This is a genomic window from Klebsiella sp. K5-204 (assembly GCF_030128585.1).
Classification (GTDB): Bacteria; Pseudomonadota; Gammaproteobacteria; order Enterobacterales; family Enterobacteriaceae; genus Klebsiella; species Klebsiella quasipneumoniae.
Map to the genome: position 1 here is coordinate 323,934 of NZ_JAKUZS010000004.1, position 20,135 is coordinate 344,068.

General features: G+C 60.0%; 18 protein-coding genes and 1 riboswitch. Of the genes, 7 read left to right on the forward strand and 11 right to left on the reverse strand.

Annotation, left to right across the window (positions count from 1 at the left end; all coding sequences use genetic code 11):
- Nucleotides 1–64 precede the first annotated feature (64 nt).
- From MKR05_RS13050 to rsmJ, 3 genes are all read left to right on the forward strand, one after another.
- The gene (locus tag MKR05_RS13050; protein ID WP_048298538.1) at nucleotides 65–1,336 is read left to right on the forward strand and encodes a phosphatase PAP2 family protein; all 1,272 of its coding nucleotides are present in this window, start codon (nucleotides 65–67) and stop codon (nucleotides 1,334–1,336) included.
- Nucleotides 1,337–1,518: 182 nt separating this feature from the next.
- Nucleotides 1,519–3,561 carry an oligopeptidase A gene (prlC, locus tag MKR05_RS13055; RefSeq protein WP_023291276.1) on the forward strand — a complete coding sequence of 681 codons (2,043 nt, stop codon included), beginning with the start codon at nucleotides 1,519–1,521 and terminating at the stop codon, nucleotides 3,559–3,561.
- A 7-nt stretch (nucleotides 3,562–3,568) separates the two neighbouring features.
- Nucleotides 3,569–4,321 carry a 16S rRNA (guanine(1516)-N(2))-methyltransferase RsmJ gene (rsmJ, locus tag MKR05_RS13060; RefSeq protein ID WP_032429010.1) on the forward strand — a complete coding sequence of 251 codons (753 nt, stop codon included), beginning with the start codon at nucleotides 3,569–3,571 and terminating at the stop codon, nucleotides 4,319–4,321.
- Nucleotides 4,322–4,466: 145 nt separating this feature from the next.
- Here rsmJ and dtpB read toward each other — a convergent pair whose 3' ends face one another.
- Together dtpB and uspA are read right to left on the reverse strand one after the other, a co-directional pair.
- On the reverse strand, nucleotides 4,467–5,939 hold the full coding sequence (gene dtpB, locus MKR05_RS13065; protein ID WP_044524998.1) for a dipeptide/tripeptide permease DtpB: 1,473 nt from the start codon (nucleotides 5,937–5,939) through the stop codon (nucleotides 4,467–4,469).
- 255 nt (nucleotides 5,940–6,194) lie between these two features.
- Nucleotides 6,195–6,632, reverse strand: a complete 438-nt coding sequence (uspA, locus tag MKR05_RS13070) for a universal stress protein UspA (RefSeq protein WP_284118601.1) — start codon at nucleotides 6,630–6,632, stop codon at nucleotides 6,195–6,197.
- 382 nt (nucleotides 6,633–7,014) lie between these two features.
- On the opposite strand from uspA, the gene uspB reads away from it, so the two are divergent.
- Entirely contained in the window at nucleotides 7,015–7,350 is a 336-nt protein-coding gene (uspB, locus tag MKR05_RS13075; protein WP_002921203.1) for a universal stress protein UspB, read from the forward strand.
- A 59-nt stretch (nucleotides 7,351–7,409) separates the two neighbouring features.
- Here uspB and pitA read toward each other — a convergent pair whose 3' ends face one another.
- Nucleotides 7,410–8,906: an inorganic phosphate transporter PitA gene (pitA, locus tag MKR05_RS13080; RefSeq protein WP_004204940.1), complete on the reverse strand. Its 1,497-nt coding sequence runs from the start codon at nucleotides 8,904–8,906 to the stop codon at nucleotides 7,410–7,412.
- Nucleotides 8,907–9,135: 229 nt separating this feature from the next.
- Here pitA and MKR05_RS13085 point away from each other — a divergent pair, with 229 nt between their 5' ends.
- On the forward strand, nucleotides 9,136–10,329 hold the full coding sequence (locus MKR05_RS13085) for an NAD(P)/FAD-dependent oxidoreductase (RefSeq protein ID WP_032454294.1): 1,194 nt from the start codon (nucleotides 9,136–9,138) through the stop codon (nucleotides 10,327–10,329).
- A 37-nt stretch (nucleotides 10,330–10,366) separates the two neighbouring features.
- Here MKR05_RS13085 and MKR05_RS13090 read toward each other — a convergent pair whose 3' ends face one another.
- The 8 genes from MKR05_RS13090 to MKR05_RS13125 all read right to left on the reverse strand — a co-directional run bounded on the left by MKR05_RS13090 (nucleotide 10,367) and on the right by MKR05_RS13125 (nucleotide 17,995).
- Nucleotides 10,367–11,380 carry a magnesium transporter gene (locus MKR05_RS13090; protein WP_023291272.1) on the reverse strand — a complete coding sequence of 338 codons (1,014 nt, stop codon included), beginning with the start codon at nucleotides 11,378–11,380 and terminating at the stop codon, nucleotides 10,367–10,369.
- 56 nt (nucleotides 11,381–11,436) lie between these two features.
- Nucleotides 11,437–11,618: riboswitch (M-box (ykoK) riboswitch) on the reverse strand.
- Between the two features lie 98 nt (nucleotides 11,619–11,716).
- Entirely contained in the window at nucleotides 11,717–12,115 is a 399-nt protein-coding gene (gene nikR / locus MKR05_RS13095) for a nickel-responsive transcriptional regulator NikR (RefSeq protein ID WP_023291271.1), read from the reverse strand.
- Nucleotides 12,103–12,894, reverse strand: a complete 792-nt coding sequence (nikE, locus tag MKR05_RS13100; protein ID WP_044524995.1) for a nickel import ATP-binding protein NikE — start codon at nucleotides 12,892–12,894, stop codon at nucleotides 12,103–12,105. Before nikE ends, nikR begins: the two co-directional genes overlap by 13 nt.
- Entirely contained in the window at nucleotides 12,891–13,655 is a 765-nt protein-coding gene (gene nikD / locus MKR05_RS13105; RefSeq protein ID WP_044524994.1) for a nickel import ATP-binding protein NikD, read from the reverse strand. Before nikD ends, nikE begins: the two co-directional genes overlap by 4 nt.
- Nucleotides 13,655–14,488: a nickel ABC transporter permease subunit NikC gene (gene nikC, locus MKR05_RS13110; protein WP_048298537.1), complete on the reverse strand. Its 834-nt coding sequence runs from the start codon at nucleotides 14,486–14,488 to the stop codon at nucleotides 13,655–13,657. Before nikC ends, nikD begins: the two co-directional genes overlap by 1 nt.
- A complete protein-coding gene (gene nikB, locus MKR05_RS13115; protein ID WP_023291267.1) occupies nucleotides 14,485–15,429 on the reverse strand; it encodes a nickel ABC transporter permease subunit NikB in 945 nt (314 codons plus the stop codon). Before nikB ends, nikC begins: the two co-directional genes overlap by 4 nt.
- Nucleotides 15,429–16,997 (reverse strand): nickel ABC transporter substrate-binding protein, encoded by a 1,569-nt coding sequence (gene nikA / locus MKR05_RS13120; RefSeq protein WP_048298536.1) that lies wholly within the window; start codon nucleotides 16,995–16,997, stop codon nucleotides 15,429–15,431. The genes nikB and nikA overlap by 1 nt, the downstream gene beginning before the upstream one ends.
- A 137-nt stretch (nucleotides 16,998–17,134) precedes the next feature.
- The gene (locus MKR05_RS13125) at nucleotides 17,135–17,995 is read right to left on the reverse strand and encodes a LysR family transcriptional regulator (protein ID WP_048298535.1); all 861 of its coding nucleotides are present in this window, start codon (nucleotides 17,993–17,995) and stop codon (nucleotides 17,135–17,137) included.
- A gap of 97 nt (nucleotides 17,996–18,092) precedes the next feature.
- On the opposite strand from MKR05_RS13125, the gene MKR05_RS13130 reads away from it, so the two are divergent.
- Together MKR05_RS13130 and arnB are read left to right on the forward strand one after the other, a co-directional pair.
- On the forward strand, nucleotides 18,093–18,599 hold the full coding sequence (locus tag MKR05_RS13130) for a phenolic acid decarboxylase (RefSeq protein WP_012540376.1): 507 nt from the start codon (nucleotides 18,093–18,095) through the stop codon (nucleotides 18,597–18,599).
- 396 nt (nucleotides 18,600–18,995) lie between these two features.
- Nucleotides 18,996–20,135, forward strand: coding sequence for a UDP-4-amino-4-deoxy-L-arabinose aminotransferase (arnB, locus tag MKR05_RS13135; protein ID WP_048298533.1), 1,140 nt, complete (start codon nucleotides 18,996–18,998; stop codon nucleotides 20,133–20,135).

Below are 20,135 nucleotides of genomic sequence, written 5' to 3' on the forward strand. Positions count from 1 at the left end.
GCGTCAAACGGCCGCGCTAGCGTCGGAGACAGGCAAGGTAATTGTTTGAATAAAAGGAAAAATAATGAAAAAGCAACTCTCGCTGCTGGCCGTCGCGCTGCTGCTGGCGCAACCGGTTCTGGCTAAAGACATCCCGCTGAACAGGGCGGCGGCCGTCGCCAATAGCGTGACGCCGGCTGCCTCCAGCCAGGCGTATGACGATCTTGAGCAACAGGCGCTGGCGCAGTTGCGCCACGCGCTGCAAGGGGATGCCGCGACGCTGACCCGCGATCGGCTGGCGCACACGAAACAAAACAAAACCCAGGCCGATACCGCCTGGCTGAAGGCCAGCGGCTACGACTTCCAGACACGGGCAAACCAGCAGGCTGATATTGCGCTATTGTCGGCGTTCAGCAGTCTGCCGGAGACCGTCGTGAAGCAGAACCTGGCGACGGTGACCGCCATCAACCGCGACGCCGTGCAGACCACCCGCCGTCAGGCGCTGGCCGATGCGCAAGGGATTAGCTACCTCTATTTCCTCAGCGACGCGCTGGGGCCTCGTCTGGGCAACGCGTTTCTGACCGCCTATGACCAGGGCGCGCTGGGGAAAGCGGCGGCGCTGATCAAAGCCTCGGAAGTCAGCACCGGCGAGGCGAAAAAGCACTTCCACAATCCGCGGCCGTTCCTGGTCCAGGGCAACACCATTCACCTGGTGCCGGACGACGTGGTGGTGAAGGATAACCAGCCCTATACCGCCGACGGCGGCTCGTTCCCCAGCGGCCACACCAACACTGGCTATACCGATGCGCTGCTGCTGGCGGCGATGATCCCGGAGCGCTACGACGCGCTGGTGGCGCGCGGCGCCCGCTATGGCTACTCGCGCATTGTGCTGGGCGTCCACTATCCGCTAGACGTGATCGGCTCGCGGATGGTGGCCGAGCGCAACGTGGCCCATTATCTTAACGATCCGCGCTACCGGGTATTATTTAACGAAGCCCGCGATCAGCTGCGCGCCGCGCTGGCGAAAGCCTGCGGTACGTCGCTTGCCGAGTGCGCGAAGAGCAGCGTGAAAGACGATCCATGGCGCGATCCGGCGATGCATGATTTCACTCGTTTCGCCATGACCTACGACCTGCCGCGGCAGAAGGGGCCGCAGCCGCGCCTGCAGGCGCCGGAGGGGGCGGAAGTGCTGCTGGAGGCTGCTCTGCCGCAGCTGTCAGCGGCCCAGCGTCGGGCGCTGATGGTCAACACCGCGCTGCCGGCGGGCTACCCGCTGTCCGGCGCCACCCCCGAACAGCAGTTCTGGCAGCGGCTGAATTTGTCGGCGGCCTGGGAGATGGCGCAAAAAAGGCATTAATGCGGTTTCCGGCACGCTGCGCCGCGTGTCGCGCTTTTCCGGCAACGGGCGGACTTATCGCAGCAATACCCAGGCTGACGCACCGCCCGTCATTGAAATTCCCCCAACTATCCCCCATTCTAGATCTCATGCATAAGCGCCGGACGCGCGCTTCACTCACCCTTTTCAACAGGACAGCGCATATGACCAATCCATTACTGACGCCTTTTTCCCTGCCGCCTTTTTCTGCGATCAAACCAGAGCACGTGGTCCCAGCGGTCACCAAAGCGCTGGAGGATTGCCGGGCCGCGGTGGAAAGCGCAGTGGCGCACGGCGCGCCGTATAGCTGGGAAAATCTTTGCCAGCCGCTGGCGGAAGTGGACGATGTGCTGGGACGCATCTTCTCGCCTGTCAGCCATCTCAATTCGGTAAAAAACAGCCCGGAACTGCGTGAGGCCTACGAACAGACGCTGCCGCTGCTCTCCGAGTACAGCACCTGGGTCGGCCAGCATGAAGGCCTGTATAAAGCCTACCGCGATCTGCGCGATGGCGATAACTACGCCACGCTGAATACCGCGCAGAAAAAAGCGGTGGATAACGCGCTGCGCGATTTCGAATTATCCGGTATTGGCCTGCCGCCGGAGGCGCAGAAACGCTACGGTGAAATCGCCGCGCGCCTCTCTGAGCTGGGCAACCAGTACAGCAACAACGTCCTTGACGCCACCATGGGCTGGAACAAGCTGGTGACCGACGTCGCCGATCTGGCCGGTATGCCGGAAAGCGCGCTGGCCGCCGCTCAGGCGCAGGCCCAGGCCAAAGAGCAGGAAGGGTATCTGCTGACCCTGGATATCCCGAGCTACCTGCCGGTGATGACCTACTGCGACAACCAGGCGCTGCGCGAAGAGATGTACCGCGCCTACTCCACGCGCGCCTCCGACCAGGGGCCAAACGCCGGTAAATGGGATAACAGCCCGGTGATGGCGGAGATCCTCGCCCTGCGCCACGAGCTGGCGCAGCTGCTGGGCTTTGACAGCTACGCTTTTAAATCCCTCGCCACCAAAATGGCGGAGGATCCGCAGCAGGTGCTCGACTTCCTCACCGACCTGGCAAAACGCGCCCGTCCGCAGGGCGAAAAAGAGCTGGCCCAGCTGCGCGCTTTCGCTAAAGCCGAGTTCGGCGTCGAAGAGCTGCAGCCGTGGGACATCGCTTACTACAGCGAAAAACAGAAACAGCATCTCTACAGCATCAGCGATGAGCAGCTGCGCCCCTATTTCCCGGAAAACAAAGCCGTTAACGGTCTGTTCGAAGTGGTGAAGCGCATTTACGGCATTACCGCCAAAGAGCGTACCGATGTCGACGTGTGGCATCCGGAAGTGCGCTTCTTCGAGCTGTATGACGAACACAACGAGCTGCGCGGCAGCTTCTATCTCGACCTGTATGCCCGCGAGCACAAGCGCGGCGGGGCGTGGATGGACGACTGCGTCGGCCAGATGCGTAAGCTGGATGGTTCCCTGCAGAAGCCGGTCGCCTACCTGACCTGTAACTTCAACCGTCCGGTCAACGGCAAACCGGCGCTGTTCACCCACGACGAAGTGATCACTCTGTTCCACGAGTTCGGCCACGGTCTGCACCACATGCTGACCCGCATCGATACCGCCGGGGTTTCCGGCATCAGCGGAGTGCCGTGGGATGCGGTCGAGCTGCCGAGCCAGTTTATGGAAAACTGGTGCTGGGAGCCGGAAGCGCTGGCCTTTATCTCCGGTCATTATGAAACCGGTGAACCGCTGCCGCAGGCGCTGCTGGAGAAAATGCTGGCGGCGAAAAACTACCAGGCGGCGATGTTTATTCTGCGCCAGCTGGAGTTCGGCCTGTTCGATTTCCGCCTGCACGCGGAGTACAAGCCGGAGCAGGGGGCGAAAATCCTTGAGACCCTCGCGGAGATTAAAAAGCAGGTCGCCGTGGTGCCGGGCCCAACCTGGGGCCGCTTCCCGCACGCCTTCAGCCATATCTTCGCCGGCGGTTACGCGGCGGGTTACTACAGCTACCTGTGGGCTGACGTGCTGGCGGCAGACGCCTTCTCACGCTTCGAAGAAGAGGGGATCTTCAACCGTGAAACCGGTCAGTCGTTCCTCGATAACATCCTGAGCCGCGGCGGTTCTGAAGAGCCGATGGTGCTGTTCAAACGCTTCCGCGGGCGCGAGCCGCAGCTGGATGCGATGCTGGAGCATTACGGGATCAAGGGTTAAGTCTGCGGTGAAGATCTGCTTAATTGATGAAACGGGCGCCGGAGACGGCGCCTTATCTGTTTTAGCCGCCCGCTGGGGGCTGGAGCAGGATGACGATAATCTGATGGCGCTGGTGCTGACCGCTGAGCATCTGGAGCTGCGTAAGCGCGATGAGCCCAAACTCGGCGGTATCTTCGTCGATTTCGTCGGCGGGGCGATGGCCCACCGGCGCAAGTTTGGCGGCGGCCGCGGTGAAGCGGTGGCCAAAGCGGTCGGTATTAAAGGCGATTATCTGCCGGATGTCGTCGATGCCACTGCCGGATTGGGGCGTGACGCCTTTGTGCTGGCGTCGGTCGGCTGTCGCGTGCGGATGCTGGAGCGTAATCCAGTGGTCGCCGCGCTGCTCGATGATGGCCTGGCCCGCGGCTATGCCGATGCGGAAATCGGCGGCTGGCTGCAGGAGCGGCTGCAGCTGATCCACGCCTCCAGCCTGACGGCGCTGACCGATATTACCCCGCGTCCGCAGGTGGTCTACCTCGACCCGATGTTCCCGCATAAGCAGAAAAGCGCGCTGGTGAAGAAAGAGATGCGCGTCTTTCAGTCGCTGGTGGGGCCCGATTTAGACGCCGATGGCCTGCTGGCCCCGGCGCGCCAGCTGGCGACCAAACGGGTGGTGGTGAAGCGCCCGGATTACGCGCCGCCGCTGGCGGAAGTCGCCACGCCGAACGCGGTGGTGACCAAAGGGCATCGGTTTGATATTTACGCCGGCACGCCGGCGTAATATTACGCCGTGGTGGTATCTCCCGGATAGCGGCGCAACGCGCCTTATCCGGGCTACCGCATTGTAGCCCGGCTCAGCGTAGCGCAAGCCGGGAACCGTAATATTTGAACAAACGGCGCCAGTGCGGATCGGCCATCTTAAACGGTTACTCGGCGCTGGCCGGGGTATTAATCATCCGGTTCAGCCACGGCACCATCAGCGCCATCACTACCGTGACCCCCAGGGTCACCAGGCCAATTTTACTGAACACGCTGGTGTAAACGGGCAGCGTCTGCAGCGGGTCGGTGATATTTTCCGGCACCGCGGTGAAGGTAGCCACATAGCCGCCGAGCAGGAACGCGGCGGCCTGGGTCAGGAACCACATCCCCAGAATAAAGCCCATCAGATGCTGCGGCACCAGCGCGGCGACCATCGCCAGCCCCAGGGCGCTGATCAGCAACTCGCCCAGGCTCTGGAACAGATAAACCAGCACAATAAACCACGGCGAGGTTAATCCCTGGGCGTCGGCGAACCACATCCCGGCGGCCGCGGCGGTAAGGAAGCCCAGCGCGCAGAGGAACATCCCGAGGGTAAATTTCACCGGCATGGTCAGGTCTTTACCCTTGTGGCCGAGATGGGTGTAGATCGCCGCCAGCACCGGGCTGGCCACCACCACCCAGAAGGGGTTCAGGGCCTGGAAACTGACCGGGTTGATGGTAAAACCCAGGATCTGATGATGGACGTTATTGATGGCGAAGAAGTTCAGCGAGGTCGGCATCTGGGCGTAGAGAATGTAAAACAGCACCGCCTCGATCATCAGGATAAAGGCGACGAACATTTTGTTGCGCCCGGTTTTATCAAGGCGAAACGCCTCGCGGAAAAAGAACGCAATGACCACGACCGACAGGACAATCAGCACCAGGTTGGCGATCATCACGTTATGCATCAGCCAGGCGCAGAGAAAAATCATCACCACCGTACCGGCCAGCACCAGCGCCAGATTGCGCAGGCAGAGGGGGCGATGATCGGGCTCGGAACCAATCTCTTTCACCATCCCGCGGCAGGCGAGGTAGACCAGCAGCGCGATAATCAGCCCCGCGCCGCACAGGTTATAGGTCACCGCGTAGCCAAACTTTTCCGCGATCACCGGCGCCAGCGACAGCGACAGCAGCGAACCGATGTTTATCGACATATAAAACAGGGTAAACGCCCCGTCGAGACGGGCATCCTTCGGCGGATAGCATTTTGACAGCAGGCTCGCCGGGTTGGCTTTAAACAAACCGTTGCCGACGGCGATGGTGCCGAGGGCGATAAAGATCAGCTGCGGTTTCAGCAGCGACATCCCGGTCATAAAGTAGCCGATGGCCAGCACAATCGCGCCGAGCACCAGCGTGCGTTTGGTCCCCAGCAGATGGTCGCCCACGTAGCCGCCGATGGAGATCAGCCCGTAAACCAGCGCCGCGAAGGCGCCGAAGGTGATAAAGGCCTGTTCCTGAGAGAAGCCCAACTGTTTAACAAAGAAGACCGCCAGGATCCCCTGAACGCCGTAATAGCCAAAACGTTCCCAGAGCTCCACAAAGAAGATCATAAAGAACGGACGAGGTTGCTGCAGCAAGCCCGTAGGTGCAGTTGTATTCATATTCCTTCGCCTTGTATTACTTTCCCAAAAAGTATGAACGCGTATGCCAGAACGCGCCGAAAATGTCTGATAACTCGCCATGCTGCGGTTATTGGCTTATTGAATAGATTATTATATAGATGTTTTAGTGAATAACTGGTTGATCACACTAATTGAATGGCTTTTTTATGGAGTTAAGCTCTATTGTCTGGCGAGGCGGAAGCGAAAATAAAAACGCCCGCAGCGGCGGGCGTCTGGCATGACACAACGGGACGGTTATTCGTCTTCTTCGTCGCGTAGCGGGACAATCAGCATGTCGACATGGACGGTGTTGATCAGCTGACGGGCAGAGGACATCAGCTTGCTCCAGAAGTCCTGATGGTGGCCGCAGACCACCAGGTCCATATCATATTTTTTAATCGCATCGACCAGCACCTGGCCCAGGTCGCCGCTGCCGCTCAGGGTCTCGGTGATCGGGTAGCCGGCGTTGGTCGAGAGCTCGGTCAGCGCGTGATGGGTCTCTTCGGAGATGCGTTTTTGCATGTCGCCGAGGTTCACGTCAATCAGCCCGGTGTAGAGGTTGGAGTAATTCACATCCACGTGGATCAGGGAGACTTTCGCGTTATACGGGCGGGCCATAGAAACGGCTTTTTCAACCAGTACTTTACTCTCCGGGGACAGGTCTACTGCAATCAGAATATGTTTGTAAGCCATAGTGTTACTCCTTCCATAAGTTTGTCGATGACCATTGGACCTGACAGCTGGCGCTGCCGTTTCGCCCGCGTCCTGCGTGCTACATTCGCGGGAGGGTAGCCTTTAAGGACTTCATTGTAGAAGATATTTCTTACCTTATAGCGCCCCCCGCACTCCGTCAATGCACTGGGTTCACCTAAAAGTTAAACAAATTTATCCGTCTTACGTATTGATAACGAATAACCTTGTGGTAAAAAAATTAATGGATCTCCTACACTATTTAATGAGCCGGTCGGAAAAATAAATGTGATCGGAATCGCACTCTTTACGGTATTGTCGTCGGTTATTTGGGGAGCGGTAGCCGCGGAGGGTTTCTCCGTGGGCGGGTCGCCGGGGAGGAGGTATGATCAGCACTATTGCGCTGTTTTGGGCCCTGTGTGTCGTTTGTGTGGTGAATATGGCACGCTACTTCTCATCGTTGCGTGCATTATTGGTTGTGCTACGTGGTTGCGATCCCTTGCTCTATCAGTACGTCGATGGCGGCGGCTTTTTTACCTCGCACGGGCAGCCCAGCAAACAGATGCGCCTGGTGTGGTATATCTATGCCCAGCGCTACCGTGACCATCATGACGATGAATTTATTCGTCGCTGCGAACGTGTTCGTCGCCAGTTTATTCTGACCAGCGCCCTGTGCGGCCTGGTGGTGGTGAGCTTGATTGCGTTGATGATCTGGCACTGACGGCATCTTCGGGATAAAAAAACGGGCCAGCAAGCTGGCCCGTTTTGAACGAATAGCGCTTAAATCAGCTTCAGGGAGAGCCAGTAAAGGACGCCTGAAAGGATAATCGCTGCCGGCAGGGTCAGTACCCAGGCCATCAGAATGCTCGTCACCGTCTTTTTCTGCAGACCACCGCCATCCACCAGCATCGTCCCCGCTACCGAGGAGGAGAGTACGTGGGTGGTGGAGACCGGCATCCCGGTGTAGCTCGCCAGACCGATAGACACCGCCGCGGTCATCTGCGCCGACATCCCCTGGGCGTAGGTCATGCCCTTCTTACCAATCTTCTCACCGATAGTGGTCGCCACGCGGCGCCAGCCGATCATGGTGCCAATACCCAGCGCCAGCGCGACCGCCATGATAATCCAGATTGGCGCGTACTCGATGGTGCTCAGCATATCGGTTTTCAGTTTCTTCAGCAGACGCTGGTCGTCAGCGCTCACGTCCGGCAGTTTCGCCACTTTGTCGGTAGTGTCGGAGATGCAGAGCATGATGCGACGCAGCTGGCCGCGCTGTTCCGGTTTTAGCGACTCGTAGTTCTCAACGCCGGTCAGCATGGTCTTCACGCGGTCAAGGGCGTTGATGGTGTTCGCCGGATGACAATGAAACTCGCCGTTGGCCGCGGTATTGGTGTCCGGAGAGGGAACCAGCTGGTCAACGCCGGTGGCTTTCTTCAGCAGGTCAGGGCGCTGCTGGAAGAAGGTTTCCACGTTGTTGACCGCATCGCGGGTACGGGTGATTTCGTAACCGGAGGCGTTCATATTCACCACGAAGCCCGCCGGGGCGACGCCGATCAGGACCAGCATCACCAGACCAATGCCTTTCTGTCCATCGTTAGCGCCGTGAGAGAACGACACGCCGATAGCGGACAGGATCAGGGCGATACGGGTCCAGAACGGCGGCTTTTTCTTGCCGTCTTTCTTTTCACGCTCCGCTGGGGTCAGGTGGATACGCGCCCGTTTCTTGGTGCCGCTCCAGTAGCGACGCAGCAGGAAAATCAGGCCGCCCGCGATCACCAGGCCGACGATAGGCGAGATAATCAGCGATCCAAAAATGCCGATGACTTTCGGGATATTCAGCGCGTCAACGACCGACGTACCGGTCATTAAGGCATTGGTGAGACCGATCCCGATGATAGCGCCGATCAGCGTATGGGAACTGGATGCCGGCAGGCCGAAGTACCAGGTACCGAGGTTCCAGATGATCGCCGCCAGCAGCATAGAGAACACCATGGCGAGGCCATGTGCGGAACCCATGTTAAGCAGCAGATCGGTCGGCAGCATATGCACGATGGCATAGGCTACGCTGAGACCCCCCAGCAGAACGCCGAAGAAGTTGAAGAGCGCCGCCATCGCCACAGCGAGCTGTGAGCGCATAGCGCGAGTGTAGATAACCGTAGCCACCGCGTTTGCGGTATCATGGAAACCGTTAATCGCTTCGTAAAACAGTACAAAAGCTAAAGCAAGCAATAATAATAGTCCGGTATGTAAATCCAGACCGGCAAATAAATGTAGCATAGGACGTTACGCCATTTTGAGGACATGAACGCGGCGCATTATCAGTGACTTTAGCGGCGCGGGCAAAGTGAAATATAGACTTTTTTTGATTTTCTTCCTGTTTAGGTTTTACCCTGTTGGGAGTAATCCTATATCTTTCAATGATGTATCTAATGCGGGATTTTTCCCGCTGGTGTGACCAGAGTGAAATATTTACAAAACCCGACAATTGGGGAACGAGGAATGCGCTGTGGAAAGGTTTGATGCCATTGTCGTTGGCGCCGGAGCGGCGGGAATGTTTTGCGCAGCGCAGGCGGGGCAGCTCGGCTGTCGCGTTCTGCTGCTCGACAACGGCAAAAAGCCGGGGCGAAAAATTCTGATGTCCGGCGGCGGTCGCTGCAACTTTACCAATATGTATGTTGAGCCGGCGGCCTATTTGAGCCAAAACCCGCATTTTTGCAAATCTGCCCTGGCGCGCTACACCCAGTGGGACTTTATCGAGCTGGTCGGCAAATATGGCATCGCCTGGCATGAGAAAACCCTCGGTCAGCTGTTTTGCGATGATTCGGCGGAACAGATCGTCAATCTGTTGCTGGCGGAATGCGAAAAGGGCGGCGTGCAGATCCGCCTGCGCAGCGAAATCCTCAGCGTCGAGCGCGACGAGCAAGGTTACCGGCTCCAGGTGAACGGCGAAACGCTGGCGACCAAAAAGCTGGTGATCGCCTCCGGCGGCTTGTCGATGCCGGGCCTTGGCGCCTCGCCGTTCGGCTATAAAATCGCCGAACAGTTCGGCCTGAAGGTGCTGCCGACCCGTGCGGGTCTGGTGCCGTTTACCCTGCACAAGCCGCTGCTTGAGCAGCTGCAGGTTCTCTCCGGCGTCTCGGTGCCGTCGACCATCACCGCCGAGAACGGCACCCTGTTCCGCGAAAATCTGCTGTTCACCCATCGCGGCCTTTCCGGACCGGCGGTGCTACAAATTTCCAGCTACTGGCAGCCCGGCGAGTTCGTCACCGTGAATCTGCTGCCGGACTGCAATCTTGAAGACTTCCTTAACGAGCAGCGCGGCGCGCATCCCAACCAGAGCCTGAAAAACACCCTCGCGATGCAGTTGCCGAAGCGGCTGGTGGAGTGCCTGCAGCAGCTGGGGCAAATTCCTGATGTCACGCTGAAGCAGCTGAACGTTCGCGACCAGCAGGCGCTGGTGGAGACGCTGACCGCCTGGCGCGTGCAGCCGAACGGCACCGAAGGCTACCGGACGGCGGAGGTGACCCTCGGCGGCGTGGACACCAATGAGCTCTCGTCGCGTACTATGGAGGCGCGCAAGGCGCCGGGCCTCTACTTTATCGGCGAAGTGATGGACGTCACCGGCTGGCTCGGCGGGTATAACTTCCAGTGGGCGTGGTCAAGCGCCTGGGCCTGCGCGCAGGCGCTGGTGGACGCTTAAACTAAGGGCCCGGGCATTCGGCGCCCGGGCGTGTAGGTTAGTTCAACCCAAGAAAATACTGGGCGATTTTGAAATAGATGATCAGTCCGGTGCCATCGATCAGCGTGGCGATAAACGGCGCGGAAACCACCGCCGGGTCGATGCCGATCCGTTTAAGCACCATCGGGATGACCGACGAGACAATCGCGCTCCACAGGGTAATGCATACCAGCGTCAGGCTGACGATCAGCGTGATTTCCATGCCGATGCCCATCATCCAGGCGCGCAGGCAGCCCGCCAGCCCCAGCGTTAAGGCAATCAGAAACGAGGTCGATACCTCTTTGCGGATCACCCGCCCCATATCTCGCAGCCGTACTTCTCCCAGCGCCATCGAGCGCACCAGCGTCGAGGTGATCTGCGTTCCGCTGTTGCCGCCGGTACCGATGAGCAGCGGAATAAAGAAGGCCAGCGCGATGGCCGATTCCAGCGCCTCTTCAAAATGCTGCAGCACGCTGCTGGTGTAGGCTTCGGCCACGAACAGCAGCAGCAGCCACACCGAGCGTTTCTTCCACAGCGTCCAGGGGCTGATGTCCAGATACGGTTTTTCCAGCGGCAGGGTCGCCCCCTGCAGCTGGGCGTCCTCGGTGACGTCATCCTCCAGCAGATGGGCGATCTCCTTTTCCATCAGGCAGCCGACCAGCTCGCCTTTATCGACGACGGGAACCAGGTCGAGGCCGCGCTCGTTGAGCTCGGCTATCACCTGCGGGCGTTCATCGTCAGGTTTGACGCGGAACAGGCAGCTGTCCATCAGGTAGCGGATAGACTGCCCGACATCCCCTTCCTGCAGTAGCTTTTTGACCGACAGGCTGCCGCGCAGCTTCTTGCCGGCGACCACAAACACCTGGCCGGGAATATCATCGCTGGTGAGCTGTGAGATAAAGTGCTCCCGCGCCTCATGGACGCTGAGATGTTCCTGCAGCGTAATAAAGTCGGTACGCATGTACTGGGCGATGGCATCGCCGTCGAAGCCAGAGGTCGCCTGATGGGCGGCGCAGAGTTGAATGGAAGACATGATTAAAATCCCTATAAAAAATCACTCATAGGGGCGAACAAGACAGGGTTAGCGCAGGCAGATCCCTACGTCCTGGTTTTAGCACTGCATAACGTATCTGTACGGTCATGACCGACAGAAGTTACCTTGGCAACACCTTGATTCGATGGAAGCCTGTATTTCCCTGAGTGGTCTCTCTCGATACCAACAGGGCGGTAACTTGTATTTATGCAGGAGCCTCGCCATAACGAGATCGTTAAATGAGGCGCCATTATTGGCGAAGAGGGATAATTCACAAAGCGTATAGTTTAGGTGGTTTATCAACTGTTGATAAACCACCCACTCATTTTCAAATAGTTAATCATCCGCTAAACACTGCAAATGCCCATGGCGCACACCGCGCTGGGCAATCACGTCGTCGGCAAAATGCTGCACCTCGGCCATGTCTCCCTTCAGCACCGCAATCTCCAGGCAGTCGTCATGGCTGATATGCACATGCAGCGTGGCGACGGAGAGATCGTGATGATGATGCTGGGTGGCCACCAGCCGGCTCGCCAGTTCGCGTTTTTCATGCTCGTAGACATATGACAGGACGGCATAACCGCGCCGCGGCTCCGACGGCGCGGGATCCTGGTTGAGGGCGTCGCGCAGAATATCGCGTACCGCCTCCGAACGGTTGTGGTAGCCGCGGCGGGCGCTGAGCGCATCGAGAGCGGCCAGCAGGTCATCATCAAGGGTCAGGGTTACGCGCTGCATGGCATGGCCTCGTTGAGCAGAGTGGCAGGAAAAGGTGGCAGCACCGCCTGCTGGAGCGTCTGTCCGGCAGGGGAGCGCAGGCGCAGCGGTAGACTGACCGTTGCGGTTTCGACGATGCGTCCGTGCTCCATCACCAGCACCCGCTGGCAAAAGCGCTCCACCAGCCGCAGGTCGTGGGTAATGAACAGGCAGGCGGTGCCAAACCGGGCCTGCAGGCGCTTCAGCAGGGCGATAATCTCCGCCTGCAGCAGCAGATCGAGATTCGAGACCGCTTCATCCAGGATCAACAGCTGCGGCCGCACCGCCAGGGCGCGAGCCAGGCAGACGCGCTGCAGCTGTCCGCCGCTGAGCTGTGCCGGGCGTTTATCGAGCAGCGTCGTGGAAAGGTCGACCGCGTGCAGCATCTCTTCCACCCGCCATGCGCGTTCCTCGCGCGACAAGCGGAACAGATGGCGCAGCGGCTCGCTGACGATCTCGCGCACCGTTTTGCGCGGATTCACCGCGCTGAAGGCGTCCTGAAACACCAGCTGAATATCACGGCGGAAGGCGCCGACGGCCTCGCCCTTCAGGGCGGTCAGCGGTGTGCCGCGCCAGACAATATCGCCGTGCTGCGGCGTTTCCAGGCCCACCAGCATCCGCGCCAGGGTGCTCTTGCCGCAGCCGCTGCGCCCGAGCAGGGCCACCGTTTCGCCGGGGGCGATGGCGAGTTGGATCTCGTGCAGGACCCTGCCGTGGTGGGGGTAATTGTGGCTCACCCCGTTGACGCTGAGTAAATTCATGCTGTTTTCTCCAGTCCGTACAGCGCCAGATGCGCCGCCAGCAGGCGCTGGCTCAGCGGGTGCTGTGGGGCGCTGAACAGCGTGTTTACATCGCACTGTTCAACGAGGCGACCGTTCTCCATGACCATCACGTCATCCGCCAGCCGCGCCACAACGCCCATGTCATGCGTTACCAGCAGCAGCCCCAGACCGCGGCTGGCGACGATATCCGCCAGCAGATCGAGGATCCGCGCCTGGGCGATGGCATCGAGGTCGGTGGTCGGCTCGTCGGCGATGATAAAGGGCGCGCGGCTGAGCAGGGCGAGGGCGATCATCATCCGCTGCAGCATGCCGCCGCTCATCTCGAAGGGATAGCGGCTGAGCAGCGAGCGCGGATTATCCAGACCCACCTCTTCCATCACCGCCAGCAGGGCGGCGTCATTCGCTTCGCGGCCCGCCGCCCGGCAAGTTTCCCGAGCGTGGGCGGCCATGGTATGCAGCGGATTAAAGGCGCTGCGTGGGTTCTGCATGATGGTGGCGATAGTCGCGCCGCGCAGCTGTTCGCCGTGCACCGGCATGCCGTCAAGCAACACCCGGCCGGCGGTCTGGCTGACGCCGGGCGGCAGCAGGCCCAGCGCGGCGGCGCAGGTAAGCGATTTCCCGCTGCCGCTGCTGCCGAGCAGCGCCAGCACCTTGCCGCGGCGCAGGGTAAGAGAGACGTCGCTGACCAGCGGGCGGTCGGCGGCAAGGGCGATCTGTTGCAGTTGGATCTTTTGCGGCATCAGTGGCTATGCTCCGCGATCAGGTGAGGATCGAGGCGATCGCGCAGCGCGTCGCCCAGCAGGTTAAAGGCCATCACGCTGATGAACAGCGCCAGCCCCGGCCAGACCATCTGCAGCGGCTGGGTCCAGATATACTGCCGGGCGTCGTTGATCATCACCCCCCATTCCGCCGTCGGCGCGCTGACGCCGAGGCCAAGGAACGACATACCGGCCACGTGAAGCATCATATGGCCGATATCCAGTGAGGCGAGCACCAGCAGCGAGGGGATCACCGCCCCTGCCAGATGGTCGCTGAACAGCCGCCACTGGCTGGCGCCGCTCAGGCGGGCGGCGAGGATAAATTCGCGCTGGCGCAGGGAGACCACCAGATTACGCACCATTCTGGCGTACCAGGCCCAGTGCGATAGCGCAATGGCGAGGATCACGTTGGTCAGCCCGGTGCCGAGCACCCCCACCATAAAGAACGACAGGATCGAGGTTGGAAAGGTCATAAACAGTTCGGCGAGGCGCATCAGGCCGCGGTCAGCGCGGCCGCCCAGCAGCCCGGCGCTGCCGCCAACCGCCAGACCGATCAGCAGCACCAGCAGCAGGCAGGCCATTACCGCCCCCAGCGAGACGCGGGTGGCGGCCAGCAGGCGCGAGAAAATATCCCGTCCTAGATGATCGGTCCCCAGCCAGTGCGCTGCCCCTGGCGGCAGCAGTCGCTGCTGCAGGTTAATCGCCGCCGGATCCGAGGGGAGCCACCAGCCGCTGCCGATGGCGATGACCGCCAGCAGCGCAATAACCAGCAGGGCCAGTTTCACCGGCCAGCGGAAGTTTCGCAGCCATCTCATACGCTCACCTCCTCATGGCGGCGCAGGCGCGGGTCGAGCGCCGCGTTGAGCACATCCACCGCCAGGTTAGCCAGCACGAACACCGTGACCATCATCAGCGTAAAGCACTGAATCACCGGGTAATCGCGATTGAAGATCGCGGAAACCGCGTAGCGGCCGACCCCCGGCCAGGCAAAGATATTTTCAATAATCATGGTGCCGCCGATCAGCTCGCCAATGTGCATGCCCATGGCGGTCACCACCGGCAGGGTGGCGTTGCGCAGGATATGCCGCCGCTCCACCTGGCGCGCGCTCAAGCCGCGCAGCCGCGCCCACACCACGTGACGCTGGCTGGAGACCTCCAGCATGCTGGCGCGCAGCAGACGGGCGTTGATCGCCAGCGACATAAAGGCGATGGAGACGGCGGGCAATATCAGGTGCTGCCAGTCGCCGTACCCCATCGCCGGAAGCCACTGCAGATGCACGGAAAAAAGCATCACCAGCAGAAAGGCCAGCCAGAAGTTCGGCATCGACACGCCGAGGAAGGCAATCAGCCGCACAGCAAAGTCCGGCAGGCGATCGCGATGGCGCGCCGCCCAGATCCCCAGCGGCAGCGAGGTGACGAGGATCAGCGCCAGCGCCGCGCCGGTGAGCAGCAGGGTGGCCGGCAGGAAGTGCAGCAGGTCATCCAGCACCGGGCGCCGGGTGGCATAGGAGAGGCCAAAGTCCAGGTGCAGCGCCCGCCACAGCCAGTGCAGATACTGCATCGCCAGCGGCTGGTTGAGCCCCAGCAGTTCGCGGGTCGAGGCGACCATCTCTTCAGTGGGCGGCAGGTTTGACAGGCGTAAATAATCCAGCGCCGGGTCGCCGGTGCCGAGCCGCAGCAGCAGAAAGATGATGGCGGAGGCGGCGAGCAGCAGCGGGATCAGCAGCAGCAGGCGGCGTAAAATATAGCGTAGCATTATGGCGTTACCGGTTTAATCTGGTCGAAAGGGATCTCGGTGCTCACCGGCGCGAACGGGATCTCCCCGACTTCCCGGCGCGCAACCGACATCAGCGAGACATAGCTGATGGGCAGGTACACCGCGTCCTGATGCAGGCGGCTCAGCACATCGTGGTACAGCCGTTTCCGCTGCGCCTCGTCGCTGGTGGTCAGCACCTCGCTAATCTCTTTATCAATCAGCGCCTTGTCGGGCAGGCCGCGCTGGGCCTGATAATCGGCATGGGAGGGCACGCGCATCGAGCTTAAAAAGGCATGCGGATCGTAGGGCGCGCCCCAGGTGCGATTGAAGATCATGCCGAACCGCCCTTCGCGCTGGCGCGCATAGATGCTGCTCTCCTCCTCGCCCACCAGGGTGACGCGGACGCCGACCTCCCGCAGATTGGCCTGAATAATTTCGGCCATCGATTTAGCCAGCGCGTCGGTGCCGATAAACGCCAGCTCAATCGCCAGCGGTTGCCCGGCCTTTTGTCGCCAGGGCTGGCCTTCCGGTTGCTGCCAGCCGGCCTGCGCCAGCAGGGCGCGGGCTTTTGCCGGGTCGTAACGGCGCGGCGTCAGATCCTGCGGGGCGTAGGGGACCGAGGGCGCAAACAGGGTGTCGGCAACCTGCTGGGTGCCGTAGAGCACGCTATCGACGAGGGTCTGCTTGTCGACGGCGTAGTTGAGCGCCTCGCGCACCGCCTGCTCGCGGGTCGGGCCCTGGCTGGCGTTCAGCGCCAGCATCACCGTCTCCGCCGGGGCGGAGAGACGAGCCGCGTAGCCGGGGTGATGACGAAAGCGTTCGAAGGTATCCAGCGGCAGCAGCCCCTCGTCGCCGTAGAGCATGTCGATTTCCCCGGTTTCGAACGCCACCGCGCGGCTGGTGGCGTCGGGGATCACTTTGATGGTGATTTGCTGTAGCGCGGGTTTATTACCCCAGTAGCGTTCGTTGCGTACCAGCACGTCGCGCTGATTGAGCTGCGAACTCGCCAGTCGCCACGGCCCGGTGCCGATCGGGGCTTTGATGCCGTTGGCGGTGCCGTCATCGATAAACTGCGAGGGGGCGATAAAGCGGAACGGGCGCGGCAGGGCCAGCTCTTGGAGTAAGGGGGCGTAGGCGCTTTTCAGAGTGAGCTGCAGCTCGCTGGCGCTGAGCGCCCGCACGTCGGTTATCTGATTGGCGAGCTCAAGCCAGGCGTGGCGTTGGCGGTTGGCGAGCACCGCCTGGAAATTAGCCGCCGCGGCCTGGGCGTTAAAGGGTTCGCCGTTGGAGAAGGTCACATCCTCGCGCAGGGTAAACCACCAGGTTTTACCATCGGCGGAGTGGCGCCAGCGGGTCGCCAGCCAGGGCTGCACGCTGCCGTCAGCCTGATACTTCACCAGCGGTTCATAGACCATGCTTTGGGCAAACATCTGGTTGGGCGTATAGAGATGCGGATTCAGCGGGCCGACGTTCACCGGCCAGGCGGTAGTAAGCGAGTGCTGCGCGGCCTGAGCCAGCAGAGGGGCGCAGGCGACCAGCGCCAGCAGAGTGAGGCGGAAAATAGACAAGACGGCGTTCTCAGCGACAGGAAAGTATGACGATTTTAGTGATTCATCATACTTTCGGAGTAACCTGGATCAATATTGCGCCGGAAAGTATAAGTAATCCGTATGATTATGCGCAGGGGCAGGCGCCGCCTTACCCCTCAGGGCGTCCGGAACAACCCCAGCAGCGTGGCCACCTGTTCGTCGATCGGCGCCAGATCCCGCTTGACGATCAGATGCAGCGGCGTCGCGCGGCGCGCGCCGTGGCTGAGGGGCAGCCGCTTCAGCACGCCCTGATCGAGATGGGAACGAATGCGCTCTTCCGGCAGCCAGCCGAAGCCGACCTGATACATCACCGCATCAATGGCCGCGTCAATGGTGGAGAAGGTCCAGGCGTCACGCGTCGCCTGGCCATCGCCGCTCTGGTCGGCAATGCGCACCAGCGGCCATGGCGCCAGCGCGCTATCCTCCAGCGGACCGTCGAGGGCGGCGAGAGGATGGTCGCGGTGGGCGACGGCGATAAAATCAATATTCATCAGCCACTCTCCGCGGCCGGTAATATCCTGGCGGCGGGTCAGAACCATGACATCGGCTTCCGTTCGCGCCGCGCCCTCGTCATCAATATTTTCCAGCACTTCGGTGAGTCTGACCTGAGTCTGCGGATAACGCTGCTGAAACTGGCGCAAAATGGCGAACAGCCGCTGGCGCGGGAAAATGCTGTCGACCACCAGGTCCAAACGGGTGCGCGCCCCGTTGCGCAGAGTGGCAGCATGCGTCTCAACGTAGGCGAAGGCCTGCAGCAACGGTTTGACCTGATTCAGCAGCAGTTCGCCGGCCGGGGTCAGCACCGCCCGCCGACCGGACGGCGCCAGCAGCGCCACCCCTAAGCGCTCCTGCAGCAGCGCGAGGTTATAGCTCACCGAAGACTGACTGCGGTTGGTCTCCTCCGCCGCTCTGGCAAAGCTCCCGAGTTCCACTACCTTTTCCAGTAATGCCCACTGCTCCAGGGTTGTCTTGTGCATAATCAATCTAAAATTTGGATGTATTTAATCCAAACATAGCGTTATTCATTCAATTTTTAAAGACGTATGCTGTCCTCAACAACACAGAGGAGAACAAATGATGAGCACTTTCGACAAACATGACCTCAGCGGCTTTATCGGTAAACATCTGGTCTACACCTACGACAACGGCTGGAACTACGAAATTTACGTCAAAAACGGCCATACCCTCGACTACCGTATTCACAGCGGCATCGTCGGCAATCGCTGGGTGAAAGATCAGGAAGCGTACATCGTGCGGGTGGGGGAAAGTATCTACAAAATCTCCTGGACCGAACCGACCGGTACCGACGTGAGCCTGATCGTCAACCTGGGCGATAAACTGTTCCACGGCACCATCTTCTTCCCGCGCTGGATCATGAATAACCCGGAAAAAACCGTCTGCTTCCAGAACGATCACATTCCGCTGATGAATTCTTACCGCGATGCCGGCCCGGCCTACCCGACAGAAGTGATTGACGAGTTCGCCACCATCACCTTCATTCGCGACTGTGGCGCAGATAATGATGAGGTAATTAATTGCCCGGCGAGTGAATTGCCTGCGGATTTTCCTGCAAATTTGTAATTATGCAGAAATAACTTTGTGATCTGCGCTAACTTTTTGTCATCAAGCGTGACAAAGACAGCGTCATTAATTGTTATCTGGTTTAACCCCCGTTTACTTTCCGCGATAGCGTTCCTGTTTGCTTTTCCAGACAGGAACGTTTTTTTGTCAAAATTCTGCCATAAATAAAACCTATCATTCTGTTTATTAATGATTTATTTGGCTATGCTGAGAAAAGATTAATTTCTTAATATTATCCTAAGCAAGGTCAACTACATTAATAGTGGTCGAAATACCCTGAAATGGAATGCCGCGCTGAACTCACTTCATTTTAATTTCGTTTAAGTCCACAGGCGCAGGATATTTTATTCTAACGACCCTGATTTGTGCGTGGGTCATCTACAGAACAGGATGATGATGAGCGATTTTTTGCCTTTTTCGCGCCCGTCGATGGGCGACGCAGAGCTGGCAGCGCTGCGTGAAGTTTTAGCGTCGGGCTGGATCACCACCGGGCCGAAGAATCAGGCACTTGAAGCGGCATTCTGCCAGTTGACCGGCAACCGCCACGCGATTGCCGTCAGTTCAGCGACCGGCGGGATGCACGTGACCCTGATGGCGCTGGGTATTGGCCCCGGCGATGAAGTCATTACGCCGTCCCAGACCTGGGTCTCCACCCTCAATATGATCTGCCTGCTGGGCGCCACGCCGGTGATGATCGATGTCGATAACGACAATCTGATGATCACCCCTGAGGCGGTGGCAGCGGCGATCACCTCGCGGACCAAAGCGATTATTCCTGTGCACTACGCGGGGGCGCCAGCCGATATCGACGCCATTCGCGCGGTGGGCGAGCGCCATGGCATCCCGGTGATCGAAGACGCCGCCCATGCGGCGGGGACCCACTATAAAGGCCGCCACGTAGGCTGGCAGGGGACCGCGATTTTCTCGTTCCACGCGATCAAAAATATGACCTGCGCTGAAGGCGGGCTGGTTGTCACCGACGACGACGAGCTGGCCTCCCGCATCCGTAGCCTGAAATTCCATGGCCTCGGCGTGGACGCCTATGACCGCCAGACCCACGGCCGCGCGCCGCAGGCGGAGGTGATCGCTCCGGGCTTTAAATACAACCTTGCCGACATCAACGCCGCGCTGGCGCTGGTCCAGCTGGAAAAACTGCCTCACGCCAACCAGCGCCGGGCGGAAATTGCCCAGCGCTATCTGTGCGAACTGGCGGACACGCCGTTTACGCCCCTGACCGTCCCGGCCTGGGATCACCAGCACGCCTGGCATCTGTTTATCATCCGCGTCGATGAGGCTGCGTGCGGCATCAGCCGCGACGCGTTGATGGAAAAGCTGAAGGCGATGGGTATCGGCACCGGTCTGCACTTCCGTGCGGCCCATACGCAAAAATATTACCGCGAGCGCTTCCCTGAGGTTTCCCTGCCGAATACTGAATGGAACAGCGCCCGCATCTGTTCTCTCCCGTTGTTCCCGGACATGACCGATGACGATGTCACTCGCGTCATTTCCGCACTGCGCCAGCTGTCAGGACGTTGA